The following is a 25,033-nucleotide window of genomic DNA, read 5'->3' on the forward strand; positions in this document are numbered from 1 at the left end:
CTCAGTGGGTGCCGCGCAGCCACTCCATCGCCGCGGCCAGCTCGCGCTGGAGGTCGGCGGTCTCCTCCGCGGAGAGGAGCGTGCGCCACGAGGCCACCACCACCGCGAGGTGCCCGGCCGGGGCCTCGCGCGGGGGTGGCGCGAAGGGCAGCGCGATCGCCCGGAGCAGGATGCCGCGGCGGCTGTCCGCGCCGCCGCTGCGCGGGCCGGCGGCGGTGGTGTCGATCTCGACCACCACGGGGGCGCCTTCGGCGACCGCGCGGGCGACCATGGCGGCGAGCCGTGCGGCGACCGTTGCGGCTGGCGCGGTGTCGGGGGCGACGGGGCCGGGTTCGACGAGGCCGAGCTCGCCGAGGCGCGTGCCGATGCGGAGGATCCGGGGGTGGGGGCAGTCGGGGGCGAGCGGGTGGGGCGGCAGGGCGAAGAGGGCGGCGCTTTCGGCGAAGAGCGGAGTCTCGAAGGCGTGGATGGCGGCGGCGGGCGGGAGGCTGCCGGCCGGGCGGAGCTGCTCCCACACGGCTTCCGCCCGCCGAACCAGCCGGCGCTCGAGCCCGAGGACCGGCATTGCAACGGGCGGCAGGGCGAGCGCCCCTGGGTCGGCGGGCGAGGAGTCGGCGTGCGGTCCGTGGCGCTGGCCGCGCGGCCAGGGGCCAGCCTCGCGGCCCGCGCCTGCGCCCGGCCCTGCCCGCTCCGGCCCTGCCCGCTCCGGCCCAGCCCGCTCCGGCCCTGCCCGCCTGCGCGCTACCGGCCCTGGCACCACCCGCTCTCGCTCCCGCTCCTGCTCCGTCTGGTCCATGGCCGGACCGCCTCTCCGCCTCGCCTGCCGCGACCTGGCCGCAGCGCCCGTTGCGCGAGGCGCCGTGGTCCAGAACCGCTTCACGGCAGCGGCCGGCGGAAGTTGCGGGGGCCGGCCCGCTTGTGGCGCAGGAAGGGCGCCGCTAAGGCGGGCCATGGGCGCGCCAGCGCCCCGGTGAAGCGCAGAAGCGGGCAGGGCATGGATCATCTCGTCAGCGCCGAATGGCTCCGGCAGGAGCTCCACGCGAGCGACCTCCGGGTGGTGGACGCAACCGTCTTCCTCCCCGAGCACGGCCGCTCCGCGCGCGCCGAGTACGAGGCCGGCCACATCCCCGGCGCCGTCTTCCTCGACCTCGACGAGGTGGCCGATCTTTCGAGCCCCTACCCGCACATGCTGCCGCCGCCGGAGAAGTTCGCCAGCCGCGCCCAGGCGCTCGGCCTTGGCGACGGCAGCCGCATCGTGGTCTACGACAACTCCCCGCTCCGCTCGGCGGCGCGGGCCTGGTGGATGTTCCGCGTCTTCGGCGCCCATGCGGTCGCCGTGCTCGACGGCGGGCTCGAGGCGTGGAAGGCCGCCGGCGGCGCGCTCGAGAGCGGCCGGCCGGTCGTCCGCCACCGCCACTTCACCGCCTGGGAAGACCGCAGCGGCGTCCGTGATCTTGCCGCCATGCGCGAGCTCCTCAAGACCGGCGCCGCCCAGATCGCCGATGCCCGCTCGCCCGGCCGCTTCGCCGGCACCGAGCCCGAGCCGCGCCCGGGCCTGCGCCCTGGCCACATGCCCGGCGCGCGCAACCTCCACTACGCAACCCTGTTCCGCGAGGACGGCCGCTACAGGGACCGCGAGGGCCTCGCCGCCGCCTTCGCCGCCGCCGGCATCGATCCGCTGAAGCCCCTGGTTGCCACCTGCGGCTCCGGCGTCACTGCCGCCACCATCGTGTTCGCTGCCACGCTCCTCGGCGCGCCCGCGCCCGCCCTCTACGACGGCAGCTGGGCCGAATGGGGCAGCCAGCCCGACACGCCGGTCGTCACCGGTGCCGACTGACGGGCACGACCCGCACCGCCCGCCTTCGCCCGAAACCGCGCTCGCGGCCGCCGGCCGCCGCCCGGAGTGGACGCACGGCATCGTCAGCCCGCCGGTCTACCGCGCCTCCACCGTCGTCTACGCCTCGGTTGCCGAGATGGAGGCCGCCGCCCGCGCGCCGGATACGCGCCTCTACTACGGCCGCCGCGGCACCCCCACCCACTGGGCGCTCGCCGAGGCGCTGACCGCGCTCGAGCCGGGCGCGGCCGGCACCCTCCTCTTCCCCTCGGGCGTCGCGGCGCTCGCCACTGCCATCCTCGCCGTCTGCCGGCCCGGCAGCCACGTCCTCATTCCCGACAGCGCCTACGAGCCCACCGCCAGCTTCGTCCTCGGCTTCGCCCGGGACCATGGCATCGCCGCCGACGTCTACGATCCGCTCCTCGACGCCGCGGGCATCGCCCGCCTGTTCCGCCCCGGGACCGCCCTCCTCCTCCTCGAGAGCCCGGGCTCCATGACGTTCGAGGTCCAGGACGTCCCCGGCCTTGCCGCTGCCGCCCGCTCGGCCGGCGTCACCACCCTCCTCGACAACAGCTGGGCCGCCTCCTGGGTGTTCAAGGGCATCGCCGCCGGCTGCGACATGGTCATGCAGTCCTTGACCAAATATGTCGGCGGCCATTCCGACCTCCTCATGGGCGCGGTCTCGGCCACCCCCGCGCTGCTGCCGCAGCTCCGCCGCACCGCCCATGCGCTCGGCCAGTGCGTCTCGGCCGACGATGCCGCGCTTGCGCTGCGCGGCTACCGCACGCTCGGCGTCCGCCTCGCGCGCCACGCCGCCTCGGCGCTTGCGGTCGCCCGCTGGCTCGCCGAGCAGCCGCTCGTCACCCGCGTCCTCCACCCGGCGCTTCCCTCCTGCCCCGGCCACGCGCGCTTCCGGCGCGACTTCACCGGAAGCTCCGGCGTCTTCGCCTTCGAACTCGCGGTCGACGGCCCCGACATCGCCGCCCGCTTCTGCGACCCCATGCACCACTTCCGCCTCGGCTACTCCTGGGGCGGCTTCGAATCGCTCATCGTCCCGGCCCGCCCGCACCGGCGCCTCGCCCCGCCGCCCGCCGGGGCCCGCTTCCGTGTCTCGATCGGTCTCGAAGACCCGGCCGACCTCATCGCCGACCTCGCCGCCGCGCTCGACCGCGTCAGTCCGCCCGCCTCGGCCTGACGAAGAGCGGCGCGAAGGCCCCTGCCTGCGCAAGCTCCGCCCGGCCCTGCCGCACCAGCTCGAGCGCAGCGGCAAGCCCGGCCGCCAGCGCCCCGCGCCGCGCCGCGCCGTCGAGGCCTTCGGGCAGAAACTCGGCCAGCACCGTCCAGTCCAGCCGCTCCCCGAGCAGGCGCTCGACCCGCGCGAGCGCCTCCTCCAGCGTCATGAGCTCGGGCCGCGCCGGCGGCGCCCAGCTGCCCCGCTCGCGCCGCCCGGCGATCGCGCCATAGGCGGCCAGGAGCTCGTAGAGGCTCGCCTCCACCCGCGCCTTCGTCACCCGGCGAAGCCCCTCGGGCGCGCCGCGCGCAAAGACGTCGCGGCCAAGGAGATCGCGGGCAAGGAGCTTGGCGGCCGCCTCGCGCATCGCCCCGAGCCGGGCAAGGCGCCAGCGCAGCCGCTCCGCCATCGCCTCGGCATCGGCCTCCTCGGGCGCCGGCTTCGGCAGGAGGAGCGCCGACTTGAGGTAGGCGAGCCACGCCGCCATCACCAGATAGTCGGCGGCAAGCTCGATCCGGAGCGCCCGGGCGCGGGCGATGAAGGCGAGATACTGGTCGACGAGCGGCAGGATCGGGATTGCGGCAAGGTCCACCCGGTTCGCCCGGGCGAGCGCGAGAAGGAGGTCGAGCGGCCCCTCCCACTGCGCGAGCGAGACGTGGAGCACCTCGTCGGCCGCCGCCGCGCCACCCCCTCCGGACGCGCCGCCGTCCCCCGCACCGTCCCCTCCGGAAGCCGCCGGCCCCGCCGGGTCGGCCCCGCGCTGCTGCGCCCCCACGCCCGCGCCCGCCGCCCCGCTCACGCGCGCGCGTCCGCGCCCGGAACCCCGGCAGCGGCCAGCAGCGCGTCGCGCCGGGCAAGAAGCGCGGACACCGTCGGCGCGACCCCGTCCGCCTCCCTCCCCGGCTCGCCCGCCCCGGCCTCGGCCCCGCGCCACGGCCGCTCCGCCCAGGCCATCGCACGGGCAAGGCGGGCGCGGGCGGCCTCGCCCATCTCCGGCACGGCTGCGGCCACCTCCTCCATCTCGGCCAGTACGCCCGAGCAGTGCAGCGCCACGTCGCAGCCGGCCGCCAGCACCCCCGCCGCGCGGCCACCCATGGTCTCTCCGCCCGGCTGGCTGGCGAGCGCCGCCATGCCGAGATCGTCCGACATCAGGAGTCCGTCAAAACCGATCCGCCCGCGGATCACCTCGCCCACCACCGTCGGCGAGAGCGAGGCGCAGAGCTCCCCGTCCCAGGCGGCGTAGACGACATGCGCGGTCATCGCCATCGGCGCATCCGCCAGCCGCACGAAGGGGGCGAGGTCGGCCTCGAGCGCCTCCGCGCTCGCCGTCACCACGGGCAGCGCGAGGTGCGAGTCGGCCGTCGCCCGGCCATGGCCCGGCACGTGCTTCACCACGCCCACCACGCCGCCGGCCTGGAGCCCGTCGAGCACCGCACGGCCGAGCGCCGCCACCTGGAGCGGCTCGCGGCCCAGCGCCCGGTCGCCGATCACCGGGTCGGCGCCGGGCACCGGCACGTCGAGCACCGGCAGGCAGTCGACCGTGATGCCGAGCGCGAGGAGCGTCCGGGCGATCGCCTCGGCATTGGCGCGCGCGGCCGCCATGGCGGTCGCCGGCGCCCGGTCCCAGGCCTCGGCGAAGCGCGCGGCGGCCGGGAAGGCCGGCCACGGCGGGGAGGGCAGGCGGGCCACCCGCCCGCCCTCCTGGTCGATGAGGATGGGCAGGCGCGCATCGCCATGGAGGGCGCGGAGCGAATCGGTCAGCGCCCGCACCTCCTCGGGCGTGCCGATGTTGCGGCGAAAGAGGATGTAGCCGGCCGGCCGGCAGGCCTTGAGGAAGGCGCGCTCGTCGGCCGTCAGCACCGGTCCGGAAAGCCCGAAGATCGCCGGGATCACCGGCTGCGCTCCCGGCCCGCCTGCCCCGGCGCCCTGCCGCCCTGCCGCCTGCCGCCGCCGCGCACCTGCCCGCCTTCCACCCTCACCCCTTCCACCGTTCCGCCACACCCGTTCCGCCACACCCGGTCCGCCCGCCGCGCCCCCGCCCGCCGTGCCCCCGCCCGCCGTGCCCCCGTCCGGCGCGCCCGCCGCCCGCCCCGGTCTTGCATCCGCGCGCGGTTCCATTATGAAAGCGCGCTCGATTCCGCCAGCCGGGCACCCGGCCGGCGCAGGGCGTCCCGCCCGAAGGTTCAGGTTCTCGAAGGTGCCCGATGGCCGTTCCCAAGCGCAAGACCTCGCCCTCGCGGCGCAACATGCGGCGCAGCCACCACGCGCTGAAGCCGGTGCTCGCGGTCGAATGCTCCAACTGCGGCGAGCTCAAGCTGCCGCACCACGTCTGCCCGGCCTGCGGCTTCTACGACGGCCGCGAGGTCCTCGCCCAGCCCGAGGCCTGACGGCCGCCGCCGTGCGCGTGGCTTCCGCGGCGCGCCGTCCGCCTGCCCCCCGCCGCACCCGGGCCCGGGCGTGACCCACGTCCTCGCGCTCGACTGCATGGGCGGAGACCACGGCCCGGAGGTGGTGCTCGCCGGGGCCGAGATCGCCCGCCAGCGCTACCCGGACCTGCGCTTCCGCCTCTACGGCCAGGAAGCGCCCATCCGCGCTGCGCTCGCGCGCGCGCCGAAGGTGGCCGCCGAGGCGGAGGTCGTGCCGGTCGAAGGCGTGGTCCTCGGCACCGACCGGCCGAGCCAGGCCATCCGCCGGGCGCGCACCACTTCCATGGGCCAGGCGATCGAGGCGGTGAAGGCGGGCGAGGCGGCCGCTGCCGTGTCCGCCGGCAACACCGGCGCGCTCATGGCCATGGCCAAGATCGCGCTGCGCACCCTTGCCGGAATCGAGCGCCCGGCGCTCGTCGCCCTCATGCCCACCATGCGCTCGGATTCGGTCGTCCTCGACCTTGGTGCCAACACCGAGTGCGATGCCGACAACCTCGTCCAGTTCGCGGTCATGGGCGCGGCCTTCGCCCGCACGGTGCTCGCGCTCCCCCGGCCGCGCGTCGCCCTTCTCAACATCGGCGAGGAGGACATGAAGGGCACCGGGGAACTGAAGGAGGCCGCCCGCCTGCTCCGCGCCGCTGCCACCGACCTCCCGCTCGAGTTCGCCGGCTTCGTCGAAGGGAACGGCATCGGCCAGGGCCAGGTCGACGTGGTCGTGACCGACGGCTTCTCCGGCAACATTGCGCTCAAGACGGCCGAGGGCACGGCGAAGCTCGTCACCGGGCTTCTCGCCCGCGCCTACCGCGCCTCCTGGCTCACCCGCCTCGGCGCGCTCCTCTCCCGCCCGGCGCTCCGGGCACTGAAGGACCAGCTCGACCCCAACAACCACAACGGCGCGGTCTTCCTCGGCCTCAACGGCGTCGTCGTGAAGAGCCACGGCGCCGCCGACACGCGCGGCTTCGCCAACGCCATCTGCGTCGCCCGCGATCTCGTCGCCGACAACATCCTCGGCCGGATCCGCGCCGACATGGAGAATGTCCGCGCCCACCTGCCGTCCGCCGGCGCGGCCAACGCGGCCTGAGCCCTTCCATGCCGCGCAGCGTCCTCCTCGGCACCGGCAGCGCCCTTCCCGCCACCCGCGTCACCAACGACGACCTCGCCGCCCGCCTCGACACGTCGGACGCCTGGATCCGCGAGCGCACCGGAATCGTCGCCCGCCGAATCGCCGACGCCTCCACCACGACGGCCGACCTCGCGACCGAGGCCGCCGCCGCCGCACTCGCCGCCGCAGGCCTCCCGCCGCAGGCGATCGACCTCGTCCTCGTCGCCACCGCCACCCCCGACCTCACCTTCCCGGCCACCGCCGTCCGGGTCCAGGCCCGGCTCGGCATCGCCGGCGGCCCCGCCTTCGACGTCGCCGCGGTCTGCTCCGGCTTCGTCTATGCGCTTGGCGTCGCCGACTCGATGCTCCGCGCCGGCCAGGCCACCCGCGCCCTCGTCATCGGCGCCGAGACCTTCAGCCGGCTCCTCGACTGGGAGGACCGTTCGACCGCCGTCCTCTTCGGCGACGGCGCCGGCGCCGTCGTCCTCGAGCGCCGCGACCCGCCCGAGGCCGACGACGTCCGCGCAGCCCGCGGCCTGCTTGCCATCCGCCTCCACGCCGACGGGCGCCACGAGGGCCTCCTCCACGTCGATGGCGGCCCCGGCTCCACCGGCACCGTCGGCAAGCTCCGCATGGCCGGCCGCGAGGTGTTCCGCCACGCCGTCCACAACCTCGCCAGCGTCTGCCACGAGGTGCTCGAGGAGACCGGCCTTCCCATCGCCGCGATCGACTGGGTCGTCCCCCACCAGGCCAACCTCCGCATCATCGAGGCAACCGCCCGGAAGCTCGGGCTTCCCATGGAGCGCGTCGTCGTCACCGTCCACGAGCACGCCAACACGTCCGCCGCCTCCATCCCGCTCGCGCTCGATGCCGCCGTGCGCGACGGCCGCATCCGCGAAGGCCAGCTCTGCCTGCTTGAGGCGATGGGCGGCGGCTTCACCTGGGGTGCAGCGCTGTTGCGCGTCTGAAACAGCTTCCGCCTTTCTTCGCGCCCCCCGCGCCTTCCCCGTCGCCCCATCTTTCCCCCGTCACCCCCGCAGGTTAGAGTGGGCCATGGAGGGGCGCATGCCGGACACCCGCACCTTGACCCGCGCGGACCTTGCCGAGCGGCTGCACCACGAGATCGGGCTCTCGCGGGCCGAGTCGGCCGAGCTCGTCGAGCAGGTGCTCGACTGCATCACCGAGGCGCTGCTGCGCGGCGAGAACGTGAAGCTGAGCTCGTTTGGCAGCTTCCTCCTCCGGCAGAAGGGCCAGCGGGTCGGCCGCAACCCCAAGACCGGGGTGGTGGTGCCGATCGCGCCGCGCCTCACGCTCAGCTTCCGCGCCAGCCAGATCCTGCGCGAGCGGATCAACGGCGGGTGCCCATGACGGAGGCCGCCCCGCTGCCGGGCAAGGCGCCGGCGGCGCTGCGCACCATCAGCGAAGTCTCGGCCGAGCTCGGCGTGCCGCAGCACATCCTCCGCTTCTGGGAAACGCGCTTTCCCGAGCTGCGGCCGATGAAGCGGGGCGGCAACCGCCGCTACTACCGCCCGGCCGACGTCGCGCTGTGCCGGGCGCTCCACCGCCTCCTCCATGCCGAGGGCTATACGGTGAAGGGCGTGCAGCGGCTGCTGGCGAGCCAGGGCGCGCGCGGCCTCGTCGCCCGCCTCGCCGGCGAAGCGGAGCCGGCGCCGCCCGCTGCGCCGCCTCCGGCCCTGCCCGCCGCCCTCCCGGCCCTGCCCGAGCCCCTCGCCGGCCGCCTCGCCGCCATCCGCGACCGCCTCGCGCGCGCGCTCGCCTGAGCCGCGGGCGGTGAAGAGCCTCGCGGTCTTCAGCCTGAAGGGCGGCGTCGGCAAGACGACGGCGGCCGTCAACCTCGCCCACGCTGCCGCCACCTCGGGCGGCCGCCGCACGCTTCTCTGGGACCTCGACTCGCAAGGCGCGGCCACGCTCCTCCTCCGCGCCGCGCCGCCGCCGCCCGCTGCGCGGGTCAAGGCCCGCGCCGTCCTTGCCGGAGACGCGCCGCTCGAGGCCCTCGTCGAGCCCACCGCCTTTCCCAACCTCTCCCTCCTGCCCGCCGACCGCAGCCTCCGCCGGCTCGAGGCGGACCTCGCCGCCGCTGCAGAGCCCAAGGCCATGCGCCGGCACCTGAAGGCGCTTGGCCCCCGCTTCGACCGCATCATCCTCGACGTGCCCCCCGGCCGCTCGGCGCTCGCCGACCGGCTGTTCCGCGCCGTCGACCTCCTCGTCGTTCCCGCGATCCCGGCGCCGCTCTCGGCCGCGGCCGAGGCCGCGCTCGCCGGCGAGCTCGCCCGCCTCGGCGCCGACGCGCCGCCGGTCCTTGCCTTCTGGAACATGGTCGACCGCCGGCGCGGCCTCCACCGCCGCCTCGTCGAGGCCGCCCCCGAGCGCCCGGTCATCCCCGCCGCTGCCGTCGTCGAAGCCATGGCCGAGACTCGCGCGCCCCTTGCCGTCACGGCGCCCGGCAGCCCTGCTGCGCGTGCCTTTGCCCGGCTCTGGTCGGCAGTCGAAATGGCCCTCCTCAGGGCCTGACCGCCCCCGCCGCGCCCCTCCGCCGCGCCCTGCACCCCTTCGCCCGCCTGCCCCCGTCCCCCGCTCCCTCTGGCCCTCCGGCCCGCCGGTCGTCGCGGCTCAGGCCCGCGCGCCGGCCCGGTTCGCCTCGGTCCCCGCGGTTCCCCCGGCCTCCGCGCCGGCCCGCACCTGCGCCTCGCCGCGCGGCGCAAGCGGCAGCCTGACCCTCACCCGGAGGCCCCGCGGCTCGAGGTTCCGCAGGGTCACGCTGCCGCCGTGCGCGCGGGCGACGGCCGCGGCGATCGGCATGCCAAGGCCGATCCCGCCGCGGTTGCGCGAGGGGTCGGCCCGGTAGAAGGGCTCGAACACCCTGACGAGGTCCTCCGTCGGCAGCCCCGGCCCCTCGTCGGCGATGTCCACCTCGGCATGGGCGGCGCGCACCCTCACCGTCACCGTCGCCCGCTCGCCGTAGGTGAGCGCGTTCTGGAGAAGGTTCGCGAACATCCGCCTGAGCGCGAGCGGGTCCGCGAGCACCACCGCCGGCTGCACCTCGGCAAAGGCGATCGACCCGCCGAGCGCGTCCGCCACCTCCTCGACGAGCGAGCCCAGCTCGAGGCGCGTCCGCTCGCCGAGCACCGGCCCGCCGCGCACGAAGGCAAGGGTTGCCGTCACCATCTGGTCCAGCTCGCGGATGTCGGCGGCCATCGGCGCCCGCACCTCCTCGGGCAGCCCCTCCACCCGGAAGGCAAGCCGGGTCAGCGGGGTACGGAAGTCGTGGGCCAGCGCGCCCACCATCGCGATCCGCCGCCGGACCTGGCCGGCGAGAGCCCGGGCCATGGCCGCCAGCGCCTCGCTCGCAAGGCGCGCCTCGAGCGGCGCGCGGATGATGGGCACCGGCACCTCCGGGTCCTGTCCCACCCGCTCGGCCGCGCGCGCAAACTCGGCGAACGGCCGCGCGAGCAGGCGCGAGAGCCACCAGGCCACCGGCAGCATCAGGAGCGCGCCCGCCACGAACAGCAGGACGTAGCGCTTCTCCACCGTGTCGAACACCGCCTCGCCCACCGGCGAGAAGCTCCGCCAGCGCCCGTCGCTCCCGCGCACGGAAACGGAAAAGTCCCCCACCAGCACCGGGCGCACGTCGGGCGCATCCGCCGTGCCCATGTCCACCAGGATGAAACGGTCGCGCTGCATCCGCGCCATGTCCACGTGCACGTCGGCAGGTTCCACCCCGAGCGCGCGGGCGAGCTCGGCGGCCACCCGCGCTTCCGCTTCGCTCTGGGCACGCGGCGGCGGCAGGGCGCGCGTCCGCACCCGAAGCTGGCCGCTCCCTCCCCGGATCTCGGCGGCAACGGCTGCCGTCGACATGGCCGCGGGTCCGCCCGGGCGCACGAGCACGAGGAGCCCGGCCGCCACCAGCTGCGACACGAGGAGGGTGAGCAGCACCAGCCCGAAGATGGCGAGGAACAGCGGGGGCGAGCGCCGCCGCATCAGCCCCAGACCGGCCGCCCCGTGAACATGTAGCCGCCGTTCCTGACCGTGCGGATGAGGTCCTCGGCCAGCTCGCCCTCCACCGAGAGCTTGCGCCGGAGCCGGCTCACCTGCACGTCGATCGCGCGCCCCCCCGCCTCGGCCGAGCCGGCCAGCGCGAGCAGGGTCTCGCGTGAGAGCGTCTCGCCCGGGTGCTCCACGAAGTGCTTGAGCAGCAGGAACTCGGAGTCGGCCAGGTTGATGAGCACGCCCGAGGGCGTGCGCAGCTCGCGCCGCACGAGGTCGAGCGTCCAGCCGCGGAAGCCCACCACGGTTCCCGCACCTGCCCCGCGCGCCGCCCGCCGCCGGAGCACGGCGCGAATCCGCGCGAGAAGCTCGCGCGGGTTGCAGGGCTTGGCGAGATAGTCGTCGGCCCCGAGCTCCAGGCCCTCGATCCGGTCGGCCACGTCGCCGAGCGCGGAGAGCACCACCACGGCCGGGGCCAGCGCATTGGGCGCCATGCGCTTCAGGGCCTCCTGCCCCGGCTCGCCCGGCAGCATCAGGTCGAGCACCACGAGATCGAACGGCTCGCCGGCTGCCGTTGCCTCGGCCAGCGCCCGGTCCATCGCCGCGGCGTCGCCCGCCACCTCCACCGCATAGCCCTCGCGGCTGAGGTAGGTCGAGACCAGCGAGCGGATGCCGACGTCGTCGTCCACCACCAGGATCCGCGGCGCCCGTTCCGTCGCCGCTGTCGCCATCACCTGATCCATGGGGCTCTCCTAGAGCATGTTCCGCCCCCGTCGCCAACTGGCCGATTTCGCATCATCGGTGCAAGCCCCGGCCTTGCCTCCCCGCACGCCCGCCCCTAACGGGCGTCCGTGCCTCGCCCCACCATCCGCCGCCCCGCCGGGGGATCGGCCAGCCCTGCGCCGTAGGACGTCCGTGGCCTCGCCGTCGTGCTGCCTCCCCGCGGGCAACCGCCCCGCAGCGCCTGCGCCCGCGAGGGGTGGCGCCGAAAGCGCAGCGCCATGACCGCCCGCCGGTCCGGCGCTGCGATACGCCTCGCCCTTGTCCTCGTCGTGCTCGCTGCCGCCGGCGGGCTCGCCTGGTGGCAGTTCGGCCGCGGCGAGCGCGCCGCCGAGCGCTACCAGACCGCCGAGGTCGTCCGCGGCGACCTTGCCGAGCGCATCAGCGCCAACGGCACCTTGAGCCCCGTCACCGTCGTCAACGTCGGCGTCCAGGTCTCCGGCACGGTCGAGAAGATCCACGCCGACTACAACGACCGGGTCACGGCCGGCCAGGTCCTCCTCGAGCTCGACCCGCGCCTGTTCCGCGCCCGCCTCGGCCAGTCGGAAGCCAATCTCGCCCGCGCCCGCGCCCAGGCCGCGCTCGCCGAGGCCAACCGCCGCCGCGCCGAGCAGCTGTTCGCCCGCGAGTTCCTGAGCGCCCAGGCCCGTGACCAGGCCGTCGCCACCGCCGCCGTCGCCGCGGCCGACGTCAGGGCCGCCGAGGCCGCCGTCGCCCAGGACCGCGCCAACCTCCTCTTCTCGGTCGTGCGCGCGCCGGTCTCGGGCATCGTCATCAGCCGCGACGTGGCCGTCGGGCAGACGGTCGCCGCCAGCTTCCAGACTCCCACCCTCTTCACCATCGCCGCCGACCTCACCAAGATGCAGATCGAGGCCGCGGTCGCCGAGTCCGACATCGGCCGGGTCCGGGTCGGCCAGGACGTCAGCTTCACGGTCGATGCCTGGGGCCAGCGCCGCTTCCAGGGCAGGGTCGACGAGATCCGCCTCAACCCCTCCACCCAGCAGAACGTCGTCACCTTCACCGTCATCATCGCCGTCGACAACCCCGACGGCGCGCTCCTCCCGGGCATGACGGCAACCGCCAGCTTCGCGGTCAAGGACCACCGCGGCGTCCTCCTCATCCCCAATGGTGCGCTCGCCTTCCGCCCGGCCGACTTCGACCCGAAGACGCTGCGCGACGCCGAGCGCCGCGCCGGCGGCCGCGCGCGCAGCAGCCGGCCCCCCGGCGAGGTGGCCGAGGGCTTCCCGGCCACCGTCTTCGTGCTGGGACAGGGCGGCCGGCCCGAGCCCCGGCGCCTGCGCGTCGGCGCCTCCGACGACGACTCCACGATGGTGCTTTCCGGCCCGCTCGCCGAGGGCGAGCGCGTCATCCTTGCAGACCTCAAGAACCCCCGCGCGGGAAGCGGCGGCCGCCCGACCGGCGGCCGGCCCGGGGGAGGCGGCTGATGCCCGGCCCTCCCGTCTCCCCGCCACCCTCCGGCCCCGGGCCCGGCCCCCGCCCCCGCCCCCTCCTCGTCCTCGAGGACATCGTCAAGGACTATGCCTCCGAGGCCGGCAGCTTCCGCGCGCTCGCCGGCGTCAGCCTCACGGTCAACCCGGGCGAGTTCCTCGCCATCATGGGGCCGTCCGGCTCGGGCAAGTCCACCCTCATGAACATCATCGGCGCGCTCGACACGCCGAGCGCCGGCCGCTTCCTCATCGACGGCGAGGACACCTCCGCCATGTCCGAGCCCGCGCTCGCGCACCTGCGCAACCGCGCCATCGGCTTCGTCTTCCAGCAGTTTAACCTGCTGCCCCGCCTCACCGCGCGCGACAACGTCGCCCTTCCCCTCGTCTACGCGGGCGTGCCCGCGCGCGAGCGCCGCGCCCGGGCCGAGGCGCTCCTCGCCCGCGTCGGCCTCGGCGACCGCGGCGGCTCGCGGCCCTCCCAGCTCTCCGGCGGCCAGCAGCAGCGCGTCGCGATTGCCCGCGCGCTTGCCGTCGGGCCGCGCCTGCTCCTTGCCGACGAGCCCACCGGCGCGCTCGACAGCCGCACCGGCGCCGAGATCCTCGCGCTCTTCAAGGCGCTCAACCGCGAGAACGGGGTCACCGTCATCCTCGTCACCCACGATCCGGGCGTCGCCGCCGCGACCGACCGCGTGGTGCGCATCCAGGACGGCCGCATCGTCGACGACGGGCCCCCTGCCCGCGTCCTTGCCACCCCCGGCCCCGCCGCTTCGCCAGAGGTGGTTGCCTCGTGAACGCGCCGCTTCCGCTTGCCCCGCCCGTCGCCCGCGCACCGGCCCCGGGCGTCGCCCCTCTCCTCGGCCCCATGCTCGCCGAGGCGGTCGCAGCCCTTGCCGCCAACCGGCTGCGCTCCGGCCTCACCATGCTCGGCATGATCATCGGGGTCGCGGCCGTCATCCTCATGCTCGCCATCGGCAACGGCGTGCAGGGCCAGGTCCAGCGCTCCATCGCCGCCCTCGGCTCCAACCTCCTCATCGTCAACTCGGGCGCAGCGCGCACCGGCGGCGGCTTCAGCCAGGGCGCGGGCTCGCGGCCCACGCTCACCCTCGACGACGCCGAGGCCATCGCCCGCCTGCCCGACGTCATCGCTGCCGCCCCCTCCTCCGGCTTCACGGCGCAGGTGGTGGCCGGCCCCACCAACTGGCTGACCCAGGTCACCACCTCCACGCCCGCCTGGTTCACCGTCCAGAACTGGTATCCCGAAGACGGCCGCGCCTTCTCCGCCATGGAGGAGCGCCAGGCCGCCCGCGTCGCCGTCATCGGCCAGACGGTCGCCCGCCAGCTCTTCGGCGCGAGCGATCCCCTGGGCGAGCTCCTCCGCGTGCGCGGCGTCACCTTCACCGTCATCGGCGTGCTTCCCGAGCGCGGCCAGGGCATCGGCGGCGTCGACCGCGATGATGTCGTCGTGCTTCCGCTCACCGCCTCGCTCCGCCTCGTCCAGGGGGGCGGCGCCTTCCGCCGGTTCGTGCGCACCATCTCGGTCGCGGTCGCAACCCCCGAGGCGATGCCGGCCGTCGAGCAGGCCATCACCGAGCTGCTGCGCCGCCGCCACGGCCTCGGCCCCCGCGAGGAAAACGACTTCTCCATCACCAACCTGACCGCCGTCGGCCAGACCTTCCAGGAAACCACCGGCGCCATCTCGCTGCTGCTTGGCGCCATCGGCGGCATCAGCCTCGTCGTCGGCGGCATCGGCATCATGAACATCATGCTGGTCTCGGTCACCGAGCGCACGCGCGAGATCGGCATCCGCATGGCCCTTGGCGCGCCGCGCGCGGCCATCCGCCTCCAGTTCCTGCTCGAGGCCCTCATGCTCTCGCTCGTCGGCTGCGCGCTCGGAGTCCTCCTCGGCACGGGCCTCTCCCTGCTTGCCTCGCAGTTGCTGCCCTTCCCCACCATCATCTCGCCGGCCTCGGTGGTTGCCGCCTTCGCCATCTCGGCGGCCATCGGCATCTTCTTCGGCTGGTATCCCGCCACCCGCGCCGCCCGCCTCTCCCCCATCGAGGCCCTGCGCAGCTAGCCCCTGGCCCCGTCCGCCGCGCCGCCGTCCGCCGCGCCGCCGTCCGCCGCGCCGCCCGCCTCCTTCCGGATGGCCGCCAGCCGGGCAAGCGCCGCCGCCCGCGCCGCGCCATGCTCGACGATCGGGTCGACAGGCTCCACGCTCCGGTACTCGGGGGCCCAGCGGCGGATGTAGCCCATCGCGTCGAACCGCTCGGCCTGCCCGACCGGCGCGAAGATCCGGTGGAAGGGCTGGGCATCCACCCCGCACCCCGTCACCCACTGCCAGCCCATCGCGTTGTTCGGAAGGTCCGCATCCGTGAGCGTGTCCCAGAACCAGCGCTCGCCAAGCCGCCAGTCGATCCCGAGATGCTTCACGAGGAAGCTCCCCACCACCATGCGCACCCGGTTGTGCATCCAGCCCGTCCGCCACAGCTGGCGCATCCCGGCATCGACCAGCGGATAGCCGGTCCGCCCCGCCTGCCAGGCCTCAAGCCACCCCCGGCCCGGCTCCCGCTCCACGTCGGTCCATGCCATCGCCGCGAACGCCTGCCGGTGCGGCACCTCCGCCGAGTCCGGGTGCTGGCGGATGAGCTCGTGGGCGAAGTCGCGCCACACCAGCTGCCGCTGCCAGGCCTCCGCGCCGTCGCGCCCCTCGACCGCGTGCCAGCAGGCGCGGGGCGAGATCTCGCCGAAGTGGAGATGGGCCGAAAGCCGCGAGGTCGCGTCCTCGGCAGGAAAGTCCCGCCGCGCCGCATAGGCCGAAACCTTGGGCAGGAACGCAGCGAGCGCGGCCCTGGCGCCCGCCTCGCCCGGCACGCCATCGAACCCGGCTGCCCAGCGCGGCGAAAAGCGCGGCACCCCCCGCCCCGCCAGCCCCCCGGGCACGGGGGCAAAGCGCATCGTCCCGGGGGCAGGGCAGGGCGCAGCCGGCGCGCCCTTCGCCACATGCGCCCGCCAGAAGGGCGTGAACACCCGGAACGGCCCGCCCGCCTTCGTCACCAGCGCACCGGCAGGGTGCAGCGTCGGCCAGCCGTGGAGCTTGAGAAGCCCGCCGAGCTTCGCCTCGATGGGCGCCCACCAGGGCTCGGTCTGGCGCGTCGCGTGGATGGCCCGCGCGCCGGTCTCGCGCGCCAGGCTCGCCAGCACGTCCGCCGCCCGCCCCTCCAGCACGAGGAGCCGCCCGCCCCGCGCCCTGAGGTCGGCATCGAGCGCGGCAAGGCTCCGCATCAGCCACCAGCGCGACGCGCCGCCCGGCGGCCGCACGCCGTCCGACACCTCGTCCCACACATAGACCGGCAGCACCTCGCCCGCCGCTGCCGCCGCACTGGCCGCCGGCTGGTCGGCGAGCCTGAGATCCTGCCGGAACCAGAGAATCTCGACCATCCGGCCGCCATGCCCGGCCCCCGGCCGCGCGGCAACGCCGGCGGCTTGCCGCGCCGGCACGGTCGCCCTAGGGCGCCGGCCCATGCCCGCCACCGCCTACGTCAACGGCCGCTACCTGCCGCTTGCCCACGCAGGCCTCCCGGTCGAGGACCGCGGCACCCAGTTTGCAGACGCCGTCTACGAGGTCGTCGCCATGTTCGCCGGCCGCCCGCTCGACTGGGCGGCGCACCGCTGGCGCCTCCGGCGCGGGCTTGCCGCCCTCTTCATCGAAGGGGCGCCGTCGGACGCCGCGCTCGACGCCATCGCGCAGACGCTCTGGCGCCGCTCGCACCTGGCCGACGGCCTCCTCTACATCCAGGTCAGCCGCGGCACCGCGCGGCGCGACCATGGCTTCCCGGCAGGGGTCCGGCCCAACCTCGTCATGACGGCGCGGCCCTTCGACTTCCGCCAGCGCCTCGCCCAGCAGCAGGAAGGCGTCGCCGTCGTCGCGCTTCCCGACCAGCGCTGGAAGCGCTGCGACCTCAAGACGACCGGGCTCCTCGGCGCCGTCCTCGGCAAGGCCGAGGCGCGCCGGCTCGGCGCCTTCGAGGCCATGTTCCACCTCGAGGATGGCACGGTGACCGAGGGCGCCTCCACCAACCTGTGGATGGTCGCCTCCTCGGGCACCCTCGTCACCCACCCGCTCTCCGCGCGCATCCTCCCCGGCATCATGCGCGAGACCGCGATGCGGCTTGCCCGCGCGGCCGGGATGGCGGTTGCCGAGCGCCCCTTCACGCTCGACGAGGCCCGCACCGCCCCCGAGCTCTTTTTGACCTCGACGACCGGGCCGCTCCTTCCCATCACCCGCCTCGACGGGGCCCCCGTCGGCACCGGCACGGCGCACGCGGGCCGGCCCGGCCCCGTGGCCACCCGCCTCGCCACCCTCCTCTGGTCCGAGATCGCCCGCCAGACCGGCTGGCGCCCCTGACCTCCGGCCCACCGCTTGCCTCCCACGCCACAACCAGCCAGTATCCATCGGCGAAGGCGACCTGCATGGAGGCATCACAGACAGCAGGACGATCCTCGCGACAACCCGGGCTTGCGCCCGGCCGCGACAACGCCGGGCGCGAGGCGTAGCCACCGTGGCCGTCTTTATCCTGGACGCCAATTCGCTGACAGCCGTCCAAGGCACCAGCTTCCGGGACGAGAACTTGCGTGAACGCAGGGATCTTCAGCGCCTCGTCAAGGGCAATATCGGCTGCCTCGAGGAAGGGCTGATGGTGCTGGCCGAGGAATATGGGAACTGGGTGGACAGCAGCCGCCGCATCGACCTTCTCTGCCTCGACCGCGACGCCAATCTGGTGGTTGTGGAGCTGAAACGCACCGGCGACGGCAGCCACATGGAACTGCAGGCCATCCGCTATGCCGCCATGGTGTCCTCCATGACCTTCGATCAGGCAGCGGACGCGCTGGCCCAGGACCGGGCGAGGCACGGGACTGGCCCGGCCGACCATGAGGCAGCGCGCCGTGCCATTCTCGAATTCCTAGGATGGAGCGAGCCGAGGGAAGAGGATTTCGCGACGGACGTCCGCATCATCCTTGTCGAGGAAGATTTCGGCAAGGAACTGACCACCTCGGTTCTCTGGCTTCGCGACCGCGACATCGACATCCGCTGCATCCGGATGAAGCCCTACCGGATCGAGGATGGGCGCCTCCTTGTCGACATCCAGCAGCTGATCCCCCTGCCCGAGGCTGCCGAATTCCAGACGCAAATCGGCGCCAAGCGCCAGGCAGAGCGCAAGGAACTGCGCGAGCGTGACCTGCTGCGTTACCAGTTTTGGGAAGGTCTGCTGGAACGGGCAAAGCAAAAGACCAGAATCCATGCCACGCGAACCCCAGGGTACAGCCCTTGGCTCTTGGGCGGTATCGGCCGCGCCGGAATGTCTATCGGCTACGGGATCAGAAAATTCGACAACAGCGTCTTTCTCTGGATCTCGAACAGCAAGCCGGCATTCGACGACCTCCTTGCCGAGAAGGACGCGATCGAGGCCGAGTTCGGCTCGGCCCTGAGCTGGATCGAGTCCGAAGGACAGCTCGGGCGGTCGATCGAGTTCCGGCAGCCAGGCGGCTACCGTTCCGACCGAGCGGAATGGCCCGCCATCCAGGACCGGATGATCGATGCCATTGTCCGGCTCGATACGGCGCTTCGTCCGCGCATCGCAAAAATCCCCCTCTGACGAAGGCGCCGCGGACCTAGAAGGAGCCTGCCGCGCCGTCATCATCGGCCACTGCGGCCCCCACATCCCCTTCCGCTAGCGCCCCAGCCCCTCCGCCAGCAGCAGGTTCGCGCGGGCCACCACCTCGTCGGCCCCCGGGTCCCCGTCGCCTGCCCACAGCACGTAGCGCAGTCCGAGGAACACGTTCATCCCCGCGACCGCCCAGGCCTCCACCTCGCCCACGCCGTCCCTGAGCTCGCCCGCCGCCGCGCCTGCCCGCAGCCGCTCGGCAATCCGCCCCACCGTCGTCTCGTAATGCGCCCGGTGCGCGTCGGGGGCCACGAACTCGGCCTCGTCGATGATCCGGTAGAGGAGGCGCTCCCTCGCCACCACCTCGAGAAAGGCGGCAAGCGCCGCCGCCTCGCGCGCGAGCGCCCCCTCCACCCCGGCAAGCCGCGGCGCCACCGCGTCGCGCACCCGCCCCGACATGTCGGCGACCACCGCGCGGAAGATCGCCTCCTTCGAATCGAACCAGGTGTAGAAGCTCCCCAGCGCCACCCCCGCCCGGCGGGTGATGTCGGTGATGCCGGTCGCGTGGAACCCCTTCTCGCCGAACTCGGCCGCCGCCGCGTCGATGAGCGCGGCCCGCGTCCGCTCCCCCCGCTTCGTGCGTGGCGCCCGCGCCACGGCCCCAGCCGGACCGTCCGCCCCGCCATCGCCCGCACCGCCCATACCCGCCTCCTCAGTTGAAATCCGATTCAACTTTCAGTAATCGCCTGGCCAACCGCCAATCAAGCCTCGGGGAGCCCCATGTCCACCCATGCCGCCCGCGCAACCCTCCGCGCCTCCACCCTCGCCTCCACCCTCCTCGCCAGCCTCGTCACCGGCCTCGCCCCCGCCCGCGCCCAGCAGGCCCCCGCCCCGGCCATCGCCGAGGGCGAGGCAACCGACATCGTCGTCACCGCCCGCCGCCGCGAGGAAAGCCTCGTCGACGTCCCCATCTCCCTCTCCGTCGTCGCCGGCGCCACCCTCGAGGCCCAGGGCGCCCCCGACATCACGGCCCTCCAGCGCCAGACCCCCAACCTCACCCTCGAGGTCGCCCGCGGCTCCAACTCCACGCTCATCGGCTTCATCCGCGGCGTCGGCCAGCAGGATCCGCTCTGGGGCTTCGAGCCCGGAGTCGGCCTCTATGTCGACGACGTCTACATCGCCCGGCCCCAGGGCGCCGTCCTCGACATCCTCGACATGGACCGGATCGAGGTGCTCCGCGGGCCCCAGGGCACGCTCTACGGCCGCAACACCATCGGCGGCGCCATCAAGTACGTCACCCGCCGCCTCGGCCGCGATCCCTCGCTCATGGTCCGCGGCCAGTTCGGCAGCTACGGCCAGGCCGACGCCGTCGTCCGCGCCTCCCTGCCGCTGGGCGAGACGCTCGCCGTCGGCGGCGCCGTCGGCTGGTACAACCGCAACGGCTTCGGCGAGAACCTGACGACCGGCGCCGCGCATTATGACAAGGACGTGCTTGCCTTCCGCGCTGCCGCCGAATGGACTCCGGGGGACCGCCTCTTCCTCCGCCTCGCCGGCGACCGCATGGTCGACACGAGCAATCCCCGCCACGGCCACCGCGAGATCGGCTTCGCCGGCAACCCCGTCTTCGCGCCGCTGCCGTCGAAGTATGACACCCGCGCCGGCCTCGGCGATGACAACAGGGTCACCACCTGGGGCGTCTCCGCCACGGCCGAGTTCACTGCCTCTGATGCGCTCACGCTCAAGTCCATCACCGCCTATCGCGGCAGCCGCACCGACACGCTCATCGATTTCGACAACACCCCCGGCCCGGTCCTCGACGTCCCCGCCTTCTACGAGGACTGGCAGTTCACCCAGGAAGTCCAGGCGCTCCTCAGCCTCGGCCGGCTCCAGGGCGTCGCCGGCGTCTTCTATCTTGAGGGCAATGCCGCCGGCGCCTTCGATACCGTCCTCGGCGGCGCCAACCTCACCATCCTGACGTCGGGCGATGTCGACACCCGCTCGATCGCCCTCTTCGGCGACCTCTCCTACGCCCTGACCGAAAGGCTCACCCTCTCCGCCGGCCTCCGGTGGACCGAGGACCGCAAGGAAGGCACCGTCTTCCGCCGCAACTTCACCGGCATTCGCTCGCCCCTCTTCGGCAATCCGGCCGCCATCCCCGGCTTGGTGCGCACCGACTACACCAACGACCGCACCGACGACCGCGTCACCCCCCGCATCAGCGCCACCTACGCGCTCACGCCCGAGGTCAACGTCTACGCAAGCTGGGGCAAGGGCTTCAAGTCAGGCGGCTTCGACATGCGCGGCGATGCCCTCTTCACCCCCACCACGGTCAACGGCTACGCCCCCGAGACCATCGGCACGGTCGAAGCCGGCCTCAAGGGCAGCTTCCTCGACCGGTCGCTCTTCGTCGCGCTCGCCGGCTTCCGCTCCAACTACCGCGACCAGCAGGTCACCATCCAGGTCCCCAACGCGCTCGGCGGAATCGCGAGCTTCGTCGACAATGCCGGCCAGCTCGTCATCTGGGGCTTCGAGGCGGAAGCCACCGCCCGCCTTCCCATGGGCGTCTCGGCGAACCTCGGCATCGGCTACACCCACGGGGACTACCGGGAGTTCCTCACCTTCATCTTCGGCGGCACGGCACCGGTCGACGTCTCCAATGAGCGCTTCCTCCAGAACACCCCGGCCTGGACGATCAACGCCGGCCTCACCTGGGAGGTCGCGCTCGCCCGCGGCACGCTCGCCGTCAACCCGATGCTCGCCTTCCGCGATTCCTACCAGCTCTTCGAGGTGAAGACTCCCCTCCTCGACGAGGACGGCTATGTCCTCGTCGACGTCAACATCAACTGGACGAGCGCCAACGACCGCTTCCGGCTCGGCTTCCATGCTAGGAACCTGACCGATGCGCGCTACCGCGTCGGCGGCTACAACTTCCCCGGCGCGCTCTTCGGCGATTCGGTGATCGGCTTCTACGGCCCGCCGCGCACCTTCACCGGCACGGTCGAGTGGCGCTACTAGGCCGCAGGCGGCTGCCCTCGGGCGAAGCCTGACCGGCGGAGCCGCCGCAGGCCGGGCCGAGCCCACCCCGCGACGCAGGCGCCGCGTGGACCCCGGGCCGAGCCCACCCCGCGACGCAGGCGTCGCGGGGGCCCCTGGCCGAGCCCACCCCGCGACGCAGGCGTCGCGGGGGCCCCTGGCCGGCGGGTCCCCTTCGCGGGCCTGACCAGACCCACGACTCTCCCCGAAGCCACACGGGGTCAGGCCAAGACATTCTCCCCTTTCCGGGAGCCCCGGCGCCCCACTGTCGCCGGCCGCGCGCTCCCCGGGGGCCGCGCCCCGTCGGCCTAGGGCCGCCCGAGGCCGCGGCCCGGCATCTCCGCCCGCCGCGCCCGGTTGCCCGCCGCCCAGGCGCGGCGGTCGGCCGCCGAGAGCTTCGCGAACGCCTCGAGAAGCCGCTCCCGCCGTGCCTCGAGTTGCCGGGCAAGCAGCGCGTCTTCCTCCTGCATCGCGCGCGCGAGCGCCTCGCGGTCGAGCGGGTCGGCCTCGAGCAGCCTGAGCGTCGCCTCGTGCGCGGCCTCCACCTGCGCGCGCAGCGGGTCGGAGCGGGAGTCGAGCAGCGCCGCGCTCATCACCCGCCGGCCTTCCGGCGACATGCCGGCGAACATGTCCGAACCCTGCATGCCCCGCCGTCCCTGCGCCTCGGCCGGCCCGGCGCCCGCCGCCAGCGCCAGCGCCACTGCGAGAAGGCCTGCCCTCAGAACGTCTTTCCGCATCGTCCGTCTCCCGCGTCGCCGCCCCCTTGCGCCCCGCCTCCTCCCTGTCCGAGCGGGGCGAAAGGGGCAAGGTCCCCGCGCGTCCCGGTCAGCCGGAAATCGCGCCCCCGCCCGGCGGCGGCGGCGGAGGCGGCGGCGGGGGCGGCGGCGGGGGCGGCGCCGGCCGGTCGCGCATCCGCCCGCGCTGCTCCTCGGCCCAGGCCCGCCAGGCCGCAGCCCGTTCCTCGGCCCGCCGCCGGCCGGCCATGGCGTCGGCGGCGAAGGCCTTGCGGTCGGCCACCGAGAGCTTCTGCACCGCCTCGAGCAGGGCCGCCTGCCGCTTGGCCTGCAGCCGGTCGGCGATCCGCCGCTCCTCCTCCATCGCCCGCCGGAGCGCCGGCACATCCAGCCGCTCGGCGCCGATCAGCGCGTTCACCCGGTCGCGCGCGGCCCGAAGCTCGGCCCGCTCCTCGGGCGTGGTCGCCCGCATCGCCGCCGAAAGGGTCGCCCGGCCCTCTTCGGAGACATCGCCGAACATCCGCGCGCCCTTCGGCCCGCGCAGCTCGGGCCGCTCGGCCCGGGGCTCCCAGCCCTTCCCCGGGCCTGCGGGCGAGGCAGGGGGCGCAGGGGGCGCGCCCTGCGCCAGTGCGGGCGCCGCCAGCAGCGCCGCCGCGGCCACCTTCACGAACCTTCGCATCACAACGGCATCTCCTCCTCGGGCACCGGCGTGAACAGGAGCGCGAAGCTCGCCTCGCCTGCGCCGGCGCCATCCTCAGGCAGGTCCGGCCCCGGCCGCGGCACCAGCACCAGCAGCGCGACCGAGGCGGCCACCGCCACCCCCGTCACAAGCGGCCACCAGCGCCGCCGCGCCGGCAGGGCCGGTCGGGAAGGCGCCGAGGCAAGACCGTCTCCATGCGCCACGATACGCGCGATCGCCGCGGCTTCCCCCGCCGGCGCGGCGAACGGCGCCCGCGCCCAGCGCGCCAGCGCCGCATCGAGCGCCGCATCGAGCGCCGCATCGAGCGCCGCGCCGTCCACCGGCCGCCGCGTCCCCTGCCGTCCCTCGTCCGTCATCGCGCCTCTCCGTCCAGCATCGCCCGCAAGGCCGCCCGCCCGCGCGCAAGCAGCCCCTCCACCGCCTTGGCGCTCGTGCCCAGCGCGTCCGCCACCTCGGCCATCGCCAGGCCCTCGCCGTGGAAGAGCGCAAGCGCGGCCCGCTGCCGCGCCGGAAGCCTCGCCATCGCGGCCGCCAGCCGGCGGTCGAGGTCGGCGGCCTCGGCCTGCTCGCCCGGCCCCGGCGCCGGGTCCGGCGGGTCGCCCGCCGCCTCGAGCGGTGCCGCGGGCCGCAGCCGCCGCCGGCCGTCGAGCGCGGCGTTCACGAGGATCCGCCGCCACCAGGGCCAGAAGCCGCCGCGGCCCGCATCGAAGCGCGCCGCCTCGCGCCACAGCTTCGTCAGCGCCTCCTGCACGGCCTCCTCGGCCAGCGCCACGTCGCCGAGCGTCCGCGTGGCAAGCGCAAGGCTCGGGCCGGCGATCCGCCGCACCAGCTGCCGGAAGGCCCCCGGGTCGCCGTCCCGCACGCGGAGGAACAGCCGGGTTTCGGCATCCGGCTCGGAGGCAAGCGGTTCCGTCGGCAGGCGCATGGCTCCGGCCCTCGTCGGCTCCCGCCCGTCCTTACGGGCGCCGCCCTGCCGATCCCCCGCGGCCTCCTCGGCAGCCCCGCGCGGCGCTGCCCGGCCCCGGCCTCAGGCCGGCCCGGCGTCCTGCGGCCTGACCTCCCAGCTCGGCCCCTTCCTGAGGAGCGCGTCGAGGTCGGCCACCAGGCCTTGCGTGTGCTCGGTCTTCTGCCGCTCGAGCGCCTCGCCGAAATTGGGCCGGGGGTCGCAGAAGATGACGCCGAGCGCCACCGGGAACTCCGGAAAGCGCATCGAGACCAGCATCTTGGCAATGGCCTTGTTGGTCTCGTCGTGCACCGTCACGCGCGAGAGGTCGCCGTCGGAGGTGTCCACCACCTCCATCCTGAGCGTCTCGCGGTTGACGGCCAGGCCCTTGGTCCCGTTGGCGAACAGCATCGGCTTGCCGTGCTCCAGCCAGATCTGGGTGTTGGCCGCGTTCCGCTTGTCGGTGAAGTCCTCGAACACTCCGTCGTTGTAGACCACGCAGTTCTGGTAGATTTCGACGAAGCTCGTGCCCTTGTGGCGGTAGGCCCGCTTCAGCACGTCGGGCATCTGCTTCTGCGCGGTGTCGATCACACGGGCGATGAAGCGCGCGCCCGCGCCCAGCGCGAACTCGCACGGGAACACCGGCCGCTCGACCGACCCCCACGGCGTCGACGGGCTCCTCGTCCCCACCCGCGAGGTCGGCGAATACTGGCCCTTGGTCAGCCCATAGATCTCGTTGTTGAACAGCAGCACCTGGCAGTCGAGGTTGCGCCTGAGCAGGTGGAGCATGTGGTTGCCGCCGATCGAGAGCCCGTCGCCGTCGCCGGTCACGATCCACACGTCGAGCTCGGGGTTGGCGAGCTTCACCCCTGTTGCGATCGCCGGCGCCCGGCCGTGGATGGTGTGGAAGCCATAGGTCTCCATGTAATAGGGAAAGCGGCTCGAGCAGCCGATGCCGGAGATGAAGACCGTGGTCTCGGGCCGGGCGCCGAGCTCCGGCATGGTCCGCTGCACCGCCTTCAAAATGGCATAGTCCCCGCAGCCCGGGCACCAGCGCACCTCCTGATCCGAGGCCCAGTCCTCCGGCCGCGTCGCCGGCACCGGCTTCGTCATCTCGTTCATCGGATCACCTCA

At 74.4% G+C, this 25,033-nt stretch carries 26 protein-coding genes; 14 read left to right on the forward strand and 12 right to left on the reverse strand.

All coding sequences use genetic code 11. From position 1 onward, the window contains the following. Position 1: 1 nt before the first annotated feature. Complete coding sequence (locus tag H3H34_RS08145) at positions 2 to 796, reverse strand: hypothetical protein (RefSeq protein WP_194744751.1); 795 nt, start codon at positions 794 to 796, stop codon at positions 2 to 4. Positions 797 to 994: 198 nt separating this feature from the next. On the opposite strand from H3H34_RS08145, the gene sseA reads away from it, so the two are divergent. Together sseA and metC are read left to right on the forward strand one after the other, a co-directional pair. Continuing rightward, positions 995 to 1,837, forward strand: coding sequence for a 3-mercaptopyruvate sulfurtransferase (sseA, locus tag H3H34_RS08150; RefSeq protein WP_194744752.1), 843 nt, complete (start codon positions 995 to 997; stop codon positions 1,835 to 1,837). Then, positions 1,827 to 3,029: a cystathionine beta-lyase gene (gene metC / locus H3H34_RS08155; protein WP_194744753.1), complete on the forward strand. Its 1,203-nt coding sequence runs from the start codon at positions 1,827 to 1,829 to the stop codon at positions 3,027 to 3,029. The genes sseA and metC overlap by 11 nt, the downstream gene beginning before the upstream one ends. Here metC and H3H34_RS08160 read toward each other — a convergent pair. Both H3H34_RS08160 and nagZ read right to left on the reverse strand, forming a co-directional pair. Further along, positions 3,007 to 3,864 carry a segregation and condensation protein A gene (locus H3H34_RS08160; protein WP_207790818.1) on the reverse strand — a complete coding sequence of 286 codons (858 nt, stop codon included), beginning with the start codon at positions 3,862 to 3,864 and terminating at the stop codon, positions 3,007 to 3,009. The genes metC and H3H34_RS08160 overlap by 23 nt on opposite strands. Beyond that, entirely contained in the window at positions 3,861 to 4,958 is a 1,098-nt protein-coding gene (nagZ, locus tag H3H34_RS08165) for a beta-N-acetylhexosaminidase (RefSeq protein WP_328831602.1), read from the reverse strand. Before nagZ ends, H3H34_RS08160 begins: the two co-directional genes overlap by 4 nt. Positions 4,959 to 5,269: 311 nt before the next feature. On the opposite strand from nagZ, the gene rpmF reads away from it, so the two are divergent. From rpmF to H3H34_RS08195, 6 genes are all read left to right on the forward strand, one after another. Next, a complete protein-coding gene (rpmF, locus tag H3H34_RS08170) occupies positions 5,270 to 5,452 on the forward strand; it encodes a 50S ribosomal protein L32 (RefSeq protein ID WP_194744754.1) in 183 nt (60 codons plus the stop codon). A 97-nt stretch (positions 5,453 to 5,549) separates the two neighbouring features. Next, positions 5,550 to 6,572: a phosphate acyltransferase PlsX gene (gene plsX / locus H3H34_RS08175; RefSeq protein WP_207790859.1), complete on the forward strand. Its 1,023-nt coding sequence runs from the start codon at positions 5,550 to 5,552 to the stop codon at positions 6,570 to 6,572. An 8-nt stretch (positions 6,573 to 6,580) separates the two neighbouring features. Then, complete coding sequence (locus H3H34_RS08180; RefSeq protein ID WP_194744756.1) at positions 6,581 to 7,561, forward strand: beta-ketoacyl-ACP synthase III; 981 nt, start codon at positions 6,581 to 6,583, stop codon at positions 7,559 to 7,561. Positions 7,562 to 7,658: 97 nt separating this feature from the next. Further along, complete coding sequence (locus H3H34_RS08185) at positions 7,659 to 7,961, forward strand: integration host factor subunit alpha (RefSeq protein ID WP_194744757.1); 303 nt, start codon at positions 7,659 to 7,661, stop codon at positions 7,959 to 7,961. Beyond that, positions 7,958 to 8,374 carry a MerR family transcriptional regulator gene (locus H3H34_RS08190; RefSeq protein WP_194744758.1) on the forward strand — a complete coding sequence of 139 codons (417 nt, stop codon included), beginning with the start codon at positions 7,958 to 7,960 and terminating at the stop codon, positions 8,372 to 8,374. The genes H3H34_RS08185 and H3H34_RS08190 overlap by 4 nt, the downstream gene beginning before the upstream one ends. A 10-nt stretch (positions 8,375 to 8,384) precedes the next feature. Continuing rightward, entirely contained in the window at positions 8,385 to 9,125 is a 741-nt protein-coding gene (locus tag H3H34_RS08195; protein ID WP_194744759.1) for a ParA family protein, read from the forward strand. A gap of 99 nt (positions 9,126 to 9,224) precedes the next feature. Here H3H34_RS08195 and H3H34_RS08200 read toward each other — a convergent pair whose 3' ends face one another. Further along, entirely contained in the window at positions 9,225 to 10,592 is a 1,368-nt protein-coding gene (locus tag H3H34_RS08200) for a sensor histidine kinase (RefSeq protein ID WP_194744760.1), read from the reverse strand. Further along, a complete protein-coding gene (locus H3H34_RS08205; RefSeq protein ID WP_194744761.1) occupies positions 10,592 to 11,341 on the reverse strand; it encodes a response regulator in 750 nt (249 codons plus the stop codon). The genes H3H34_RS08200 and H3H34_RS08205 overlap by 1 nt, the downstream gene beginning before the upstream one ends. A 258-nt stretch (positions 11,342 to 11,599) precedes the next feature. Here H3H34_RS08205 and H3H34_RS08210 point away from each other — a divergent pair, with 258 nt between their 5' ends. The 3 genes from H3H34_RS08210 to H3H34_RS08220 are packed head-to-tail and all read left to right on the forward strand — an operon-like array spanning position 11,600 to position 14,900. Next, positions 11,600 to 12,823: an efflux RND transporter periplasmic adaptor subunit gene (locus H3H34_RS08210; RefSeq protein ID WP_194744762.1), complete on the forward strand. Its 1,224-nt coding sequence runs from the start codon at positions 11,600 to 11,602 to the stop codon at positions 12,821 to 12,823. Beyond that, complete coding sequence (locus tag H3H34_RS08215; RefSeq protein ID WP_194744763.1) at positions 12,823 to 13,617, forward strand: ABC transporter ATP-binding protein; 795 nt, start codon at positions 12,823 to 12,825, stop codon at positions 13,615 to 13,617. Before H3H34_RS08210 ends, H3H34_RS08215 begins: the two co-directional genes overlap by 1 nt. Beyond that, entirely contained in the window at positions 13,614 to 14,900 is a 1,287-nt protein-coding gene (locus H3H34_RS08220) for an ABC transporter permease (protein WP_207790820.1), read from the forward strand. Before H3H34_RS08215 ends, H3H34_RS08220 begins: the two co-directional genes overlap by 4 nt. Here the strand turns inward: H3H34_RS08220 and H3H34_RS08225 are convergent. Continuing rightward, positions 14,897 to 16,264 carry a cryptochrome/photolyase family protein gene (locus H3H34_RS08225; RefSeq protein WP_194744764.1) on the reverse strand — a complete coding sequence of 456 codons (1,368 nt, stop codon included), beginning with the start codon at positions 16,262 to 16,264 and terminating at the stop codon, positions 14,897 to 14,899. The two genes, H3H34_RS08220 and H3H34_RS08225, sit on opposite strands and share 4 nt — an antisense overlap. A gap of 82 nt (positions 16,265 to 16,346) precedes the next feature. Between H3H34_RS08225 and H3H34_RS08230 the strand changes: the two genes are divergently transcribed. Both H3H34_RS08230 and H3H34_RS08235 read left to right on the forward strand, forming a co-directional pair. After that, the gene (locus tag H3H34_RS08230; RefSeq protein WP_194744765.1) at positions 16,347 to 17,231 is read left to right on the forward strand and encodes an aminotransferase class IV; all 885 of its coding nucleotides are present in this window, start codon (positions 16,347 to 16,349) and stop codon (positions 17,229 to 17,231) included. A gap of 154 nt (positions 17,232 to 17,385) precedes the next feature. Next, positions 17,386 to 18,480, forward strand: coding sequence for a DUF4268 domain-containing protein (locus tag H3H34_RS08235; protein WP_194744766.1), 1,095 nt, complete (start codon positions 17,386 to 17,388; stop codon positions 18,478 to 18,480). A gap of 75 nt (positions 18,481 to 18,555) precedes the next feature. Here the strand turns inward: H3H34_RS08235 and H3H34_RS08240 are convergent, their stop codons facing one another. After that, positions 18,556 to 19,191 carry a TetR/AcrR family transcriptional regulator gene (locus H3H34_RS08240; RefSeq protein ID WP_194744767.1) on the reverse strand — a complete coding sequence of 212 codons (636 nt, stop codon included), beginning with the start codon at positions 19,189 to 19,191 and terminating at the stop codon, positions 18,556 to 18,558. A gap of 78 nt (positions 19,192 to 19,269) precedes the next feature. On the opposite strand from H3H34_RS08240, the gene H3H34_RS08245 reads away from it, so the two are divergent. Beyond that, a complete protein-coding gene (locus H3H34_RS08245; protein WP_194744768.1) occupies positions 19,270 to 21,504 on the forward strand; it encodes a TonB-dependent receptor in 2,235 nt (744 codons plus the stop codon). 326 nt (positions 21,505 to 21,830) lie between these two features. Here H3H34_RS08245 and H3H34_RS08250 read toward each other — a convergent pair whose 3' ends face one another. From H3H34_RS08250 to H3H34_RS08270, 5 genes are all read right to left on the reverse strand, one after another. Next, on the reverse strand, positions 21,831 to 22,259 hold the full coding sequence (locus H3H34_RS08250) for a periplasmic heavy metal sensor (protein ID WP_194744769.1): 429 nt from the start codon (positions 22,257 to 22,259) through the stop codon (positions 21,831 to 21,833). Between the two features lie 88 nt (positions 22,260 to 22,347). After that, on the reverse strand, positions 22,348 to 22,935 hold the full coding sequence (locus H3H34_RS08255) for a periplasmic heavy metal sensor (RefSeq protein WP_194744770.1): 588 nt from the start codon (positions 22,933 to 22,935) through the stop codon (positions 22,348 to 22,350). After that, positions 22,935 to 23,312, reverse strand: a complete 378-nt coding sequence (locus H3H34_RS08260) for a hypothetical protein (RefSeq protein WP_194744771.1) — start codon at positions 23,310 to 23,312, stop codon at positions 22,935 to 22,937. The genes H3H34_RS08255 and H3H34_RS08260 overlap by 1 nt, the downstream gene beginning before the upstream one ends. After that, positions 23,309 to 23,881 (reverse strand): sigma-70 family RNA polymerase sigma factor, encoded by a 573-nt coding sequence (locus H3H34_RS08265; RefSeq protein WP_194744772.1) that lies wholly within the window; start codon positions 23,879 to 23,881, stop codon positions 23,309 to 23,311. Before H3H34_RS08265 ends, H3H34_RS08260 begins: the two co-directional genes overlap by 4 nt. 102 nt (positions 23,882 to 23,983) lie before the next feature. After that, the gene (locus H3H34_RS08270; protein WP_194744773.1) at positions 23,984 to 25,021 is read right to left on the reverse strand and encodes a 2-oxoacid:ferredoxin oxidoreductase subunit beta; all 1,038 of its coding nucleotides are present in this window, start codon (positions 25,019 to 25,021) and stop codon (positions 23,984 to 23,986) included. Between the last annotated feature and the right edge of the window lie 12 nt (positions 25,022 to 25,033).

Origin of the sequence: Thermaurantiacus tibetensis (assembly GCF_015354055.1) — a bacterium.
Classification (GTDB): domain Bacteria; phylum Pseudomonadota; class Alphaproteobacteria; order Sphingomonadales; family Sphingomonadaceae; genus Thermaurantiacus; species Thermaurantiacus tibetensis.

Excerpts from the sequence above, each read along its gene's own strand:
- H3H34_RS08145 (WP_194744751.1), bottom strand. The coding sequence starts at position 796 with ATGGACCAGACGGAGCAGGAGCGGGAGCGAGAGCGGGTGGTGCCAGGG.
- sseA (WP_194744752.1), top strand. The coding sequence starts at position 995 with ATGGATCATCTCGTCAGCGCCGAATGGCTCCGGCAGGAGCTCCACGCG.
- rpmF (WP_194744754.1), top strand. The coding sequence starts at position 5,270 with ATGGCCGTTCCCAAGCGCAAGACCTCGCCCTCGCGGCGCAACATGCGG.
- plsX (WP_207790859.1), top strand. The coding sequence starts at position 5,550 with ATGGGCGGAGACCACGGCCCGGAGGTGGTGCTCGCCGGGGCCGAGATC.
- H3H34_RS08180 (WP_194744756.1), top strand. The coding sequence starts at position 6,581 with ATGCCGCGCAGCGTCCTCCTCGGCACCGGCAGCGCCCTTCCCGCCACC.
- H3H34_RS08185 (WP_194744757.1), top strand. The coding sequence starts at position 7,659 with ATGCCGGACACCCGCACCTTGACCCGCGCGGACCTTGCCGAGCGGCTG.
- H3H34_RS08190 (WP_194744758.1), top strand. The coding sequence starts at position 7,958 with ATGACGGAGGCCGCCCCGCTGCCGGGCAAGGCGCCGGCGGCGCTGCGC.
- H3H34_RS08200 (WP_194744760.1), bottom strand. The coding sequence starts at position 10,592 with ATGCGGCGGCGCTCGCCCCCGCTGTTCCTCGCCATCTTCGGGCTGGTG.
- H3H34_RS08205 (WP_194744761.1), bottom strand. The coding sequence starts at position 11,341 with ATGGATCAGGTGATGGCGACAGCGGCGACGGAACGGGCGCCGCGGATC.
- H3H34_RS08210 (WP_194744762.1), top strand. The coding sequence starts at position 11,600 with ATGACCGCCCGCCGGTCCGGCGCTGCGATACGCCTCGCCCTTGTCCTC.
- H3H34_RS08215 (WP_194744763.1), top strand. The coding sequence starts at position 12,823 with ATGCCCGGCCCTCCCGTCTCCCCGCCACCCTCCGGCCCCGGGCCCGGC.
- H3H34_RS08225 (WP_194744764.1), bottom strand. The coding sequence starts at position 16,264 with ATGGTCGAGATTCTCTGGTTCCGGCAGGATCTCAGGCTCGCCGACCAG.
- H3H34_RS08230 (WP_194744765.1), top strand. The coding sequence starts at position 16,347 with ATGCCCGCCACCGCCTACGTCAACGGCCGCTACCTGCCGCTTGCCCAC.
- H3H34_RS08240 (WP_194744767.1), bottom strand. The coding sequence starts at position 19,191 with ATGGGCGGTGCGGGCGATGGCGGGGCGGACGGTCCGGCTGGGGCCGTG.
- H3H34_RS08245 (WP_194744768.1), top strand. The coding sequence starts at position 19,270 with ATGTCCACCCATGCCGCCCGCGCAACCCTCCGCGCCTCCACCCTCGCC.
- H3H34_RS08250 (WP_194744769.1), bottom strand. The coding sequence starts at position 22,259 with ATGCGGAAAGACGTTCTGAGGGCAGGCCTTCTCGCAGTGGCGCTGGCG.
- H3H34_RS08255 (WP_194744770.1), bottom strand. The coding sequence starts at position 22,935 with ATGCGAAGGTTCGTGAAGGTGGCCGCGGCGGCGCTGCTGGCGGCGCCC.
- H3H34_RS08260 (WP_194744771.1), bottom strand. The coding sequence starts at position 23,312 with ATGACGGACGAGGGACGGCAGGGGACGCGGCGGCCGGTGGACGGCGCG.
- H3H34_RS08265 (WP_194744772.1), bottom strand. The coding sequence starts at position 23,881 with ATGCGCCTGCCGACGGAACCGCTTGCCTCCGAGCCGGATGCCGAAACC.
- H3H34_RS08270 (WP_194744773.1), bottom strand. The coding sequence starts at position 25,021 with ATGAACGAGATGACGAAGCCGGTGCCGGCGACGCGGCCGGAGGACTGG.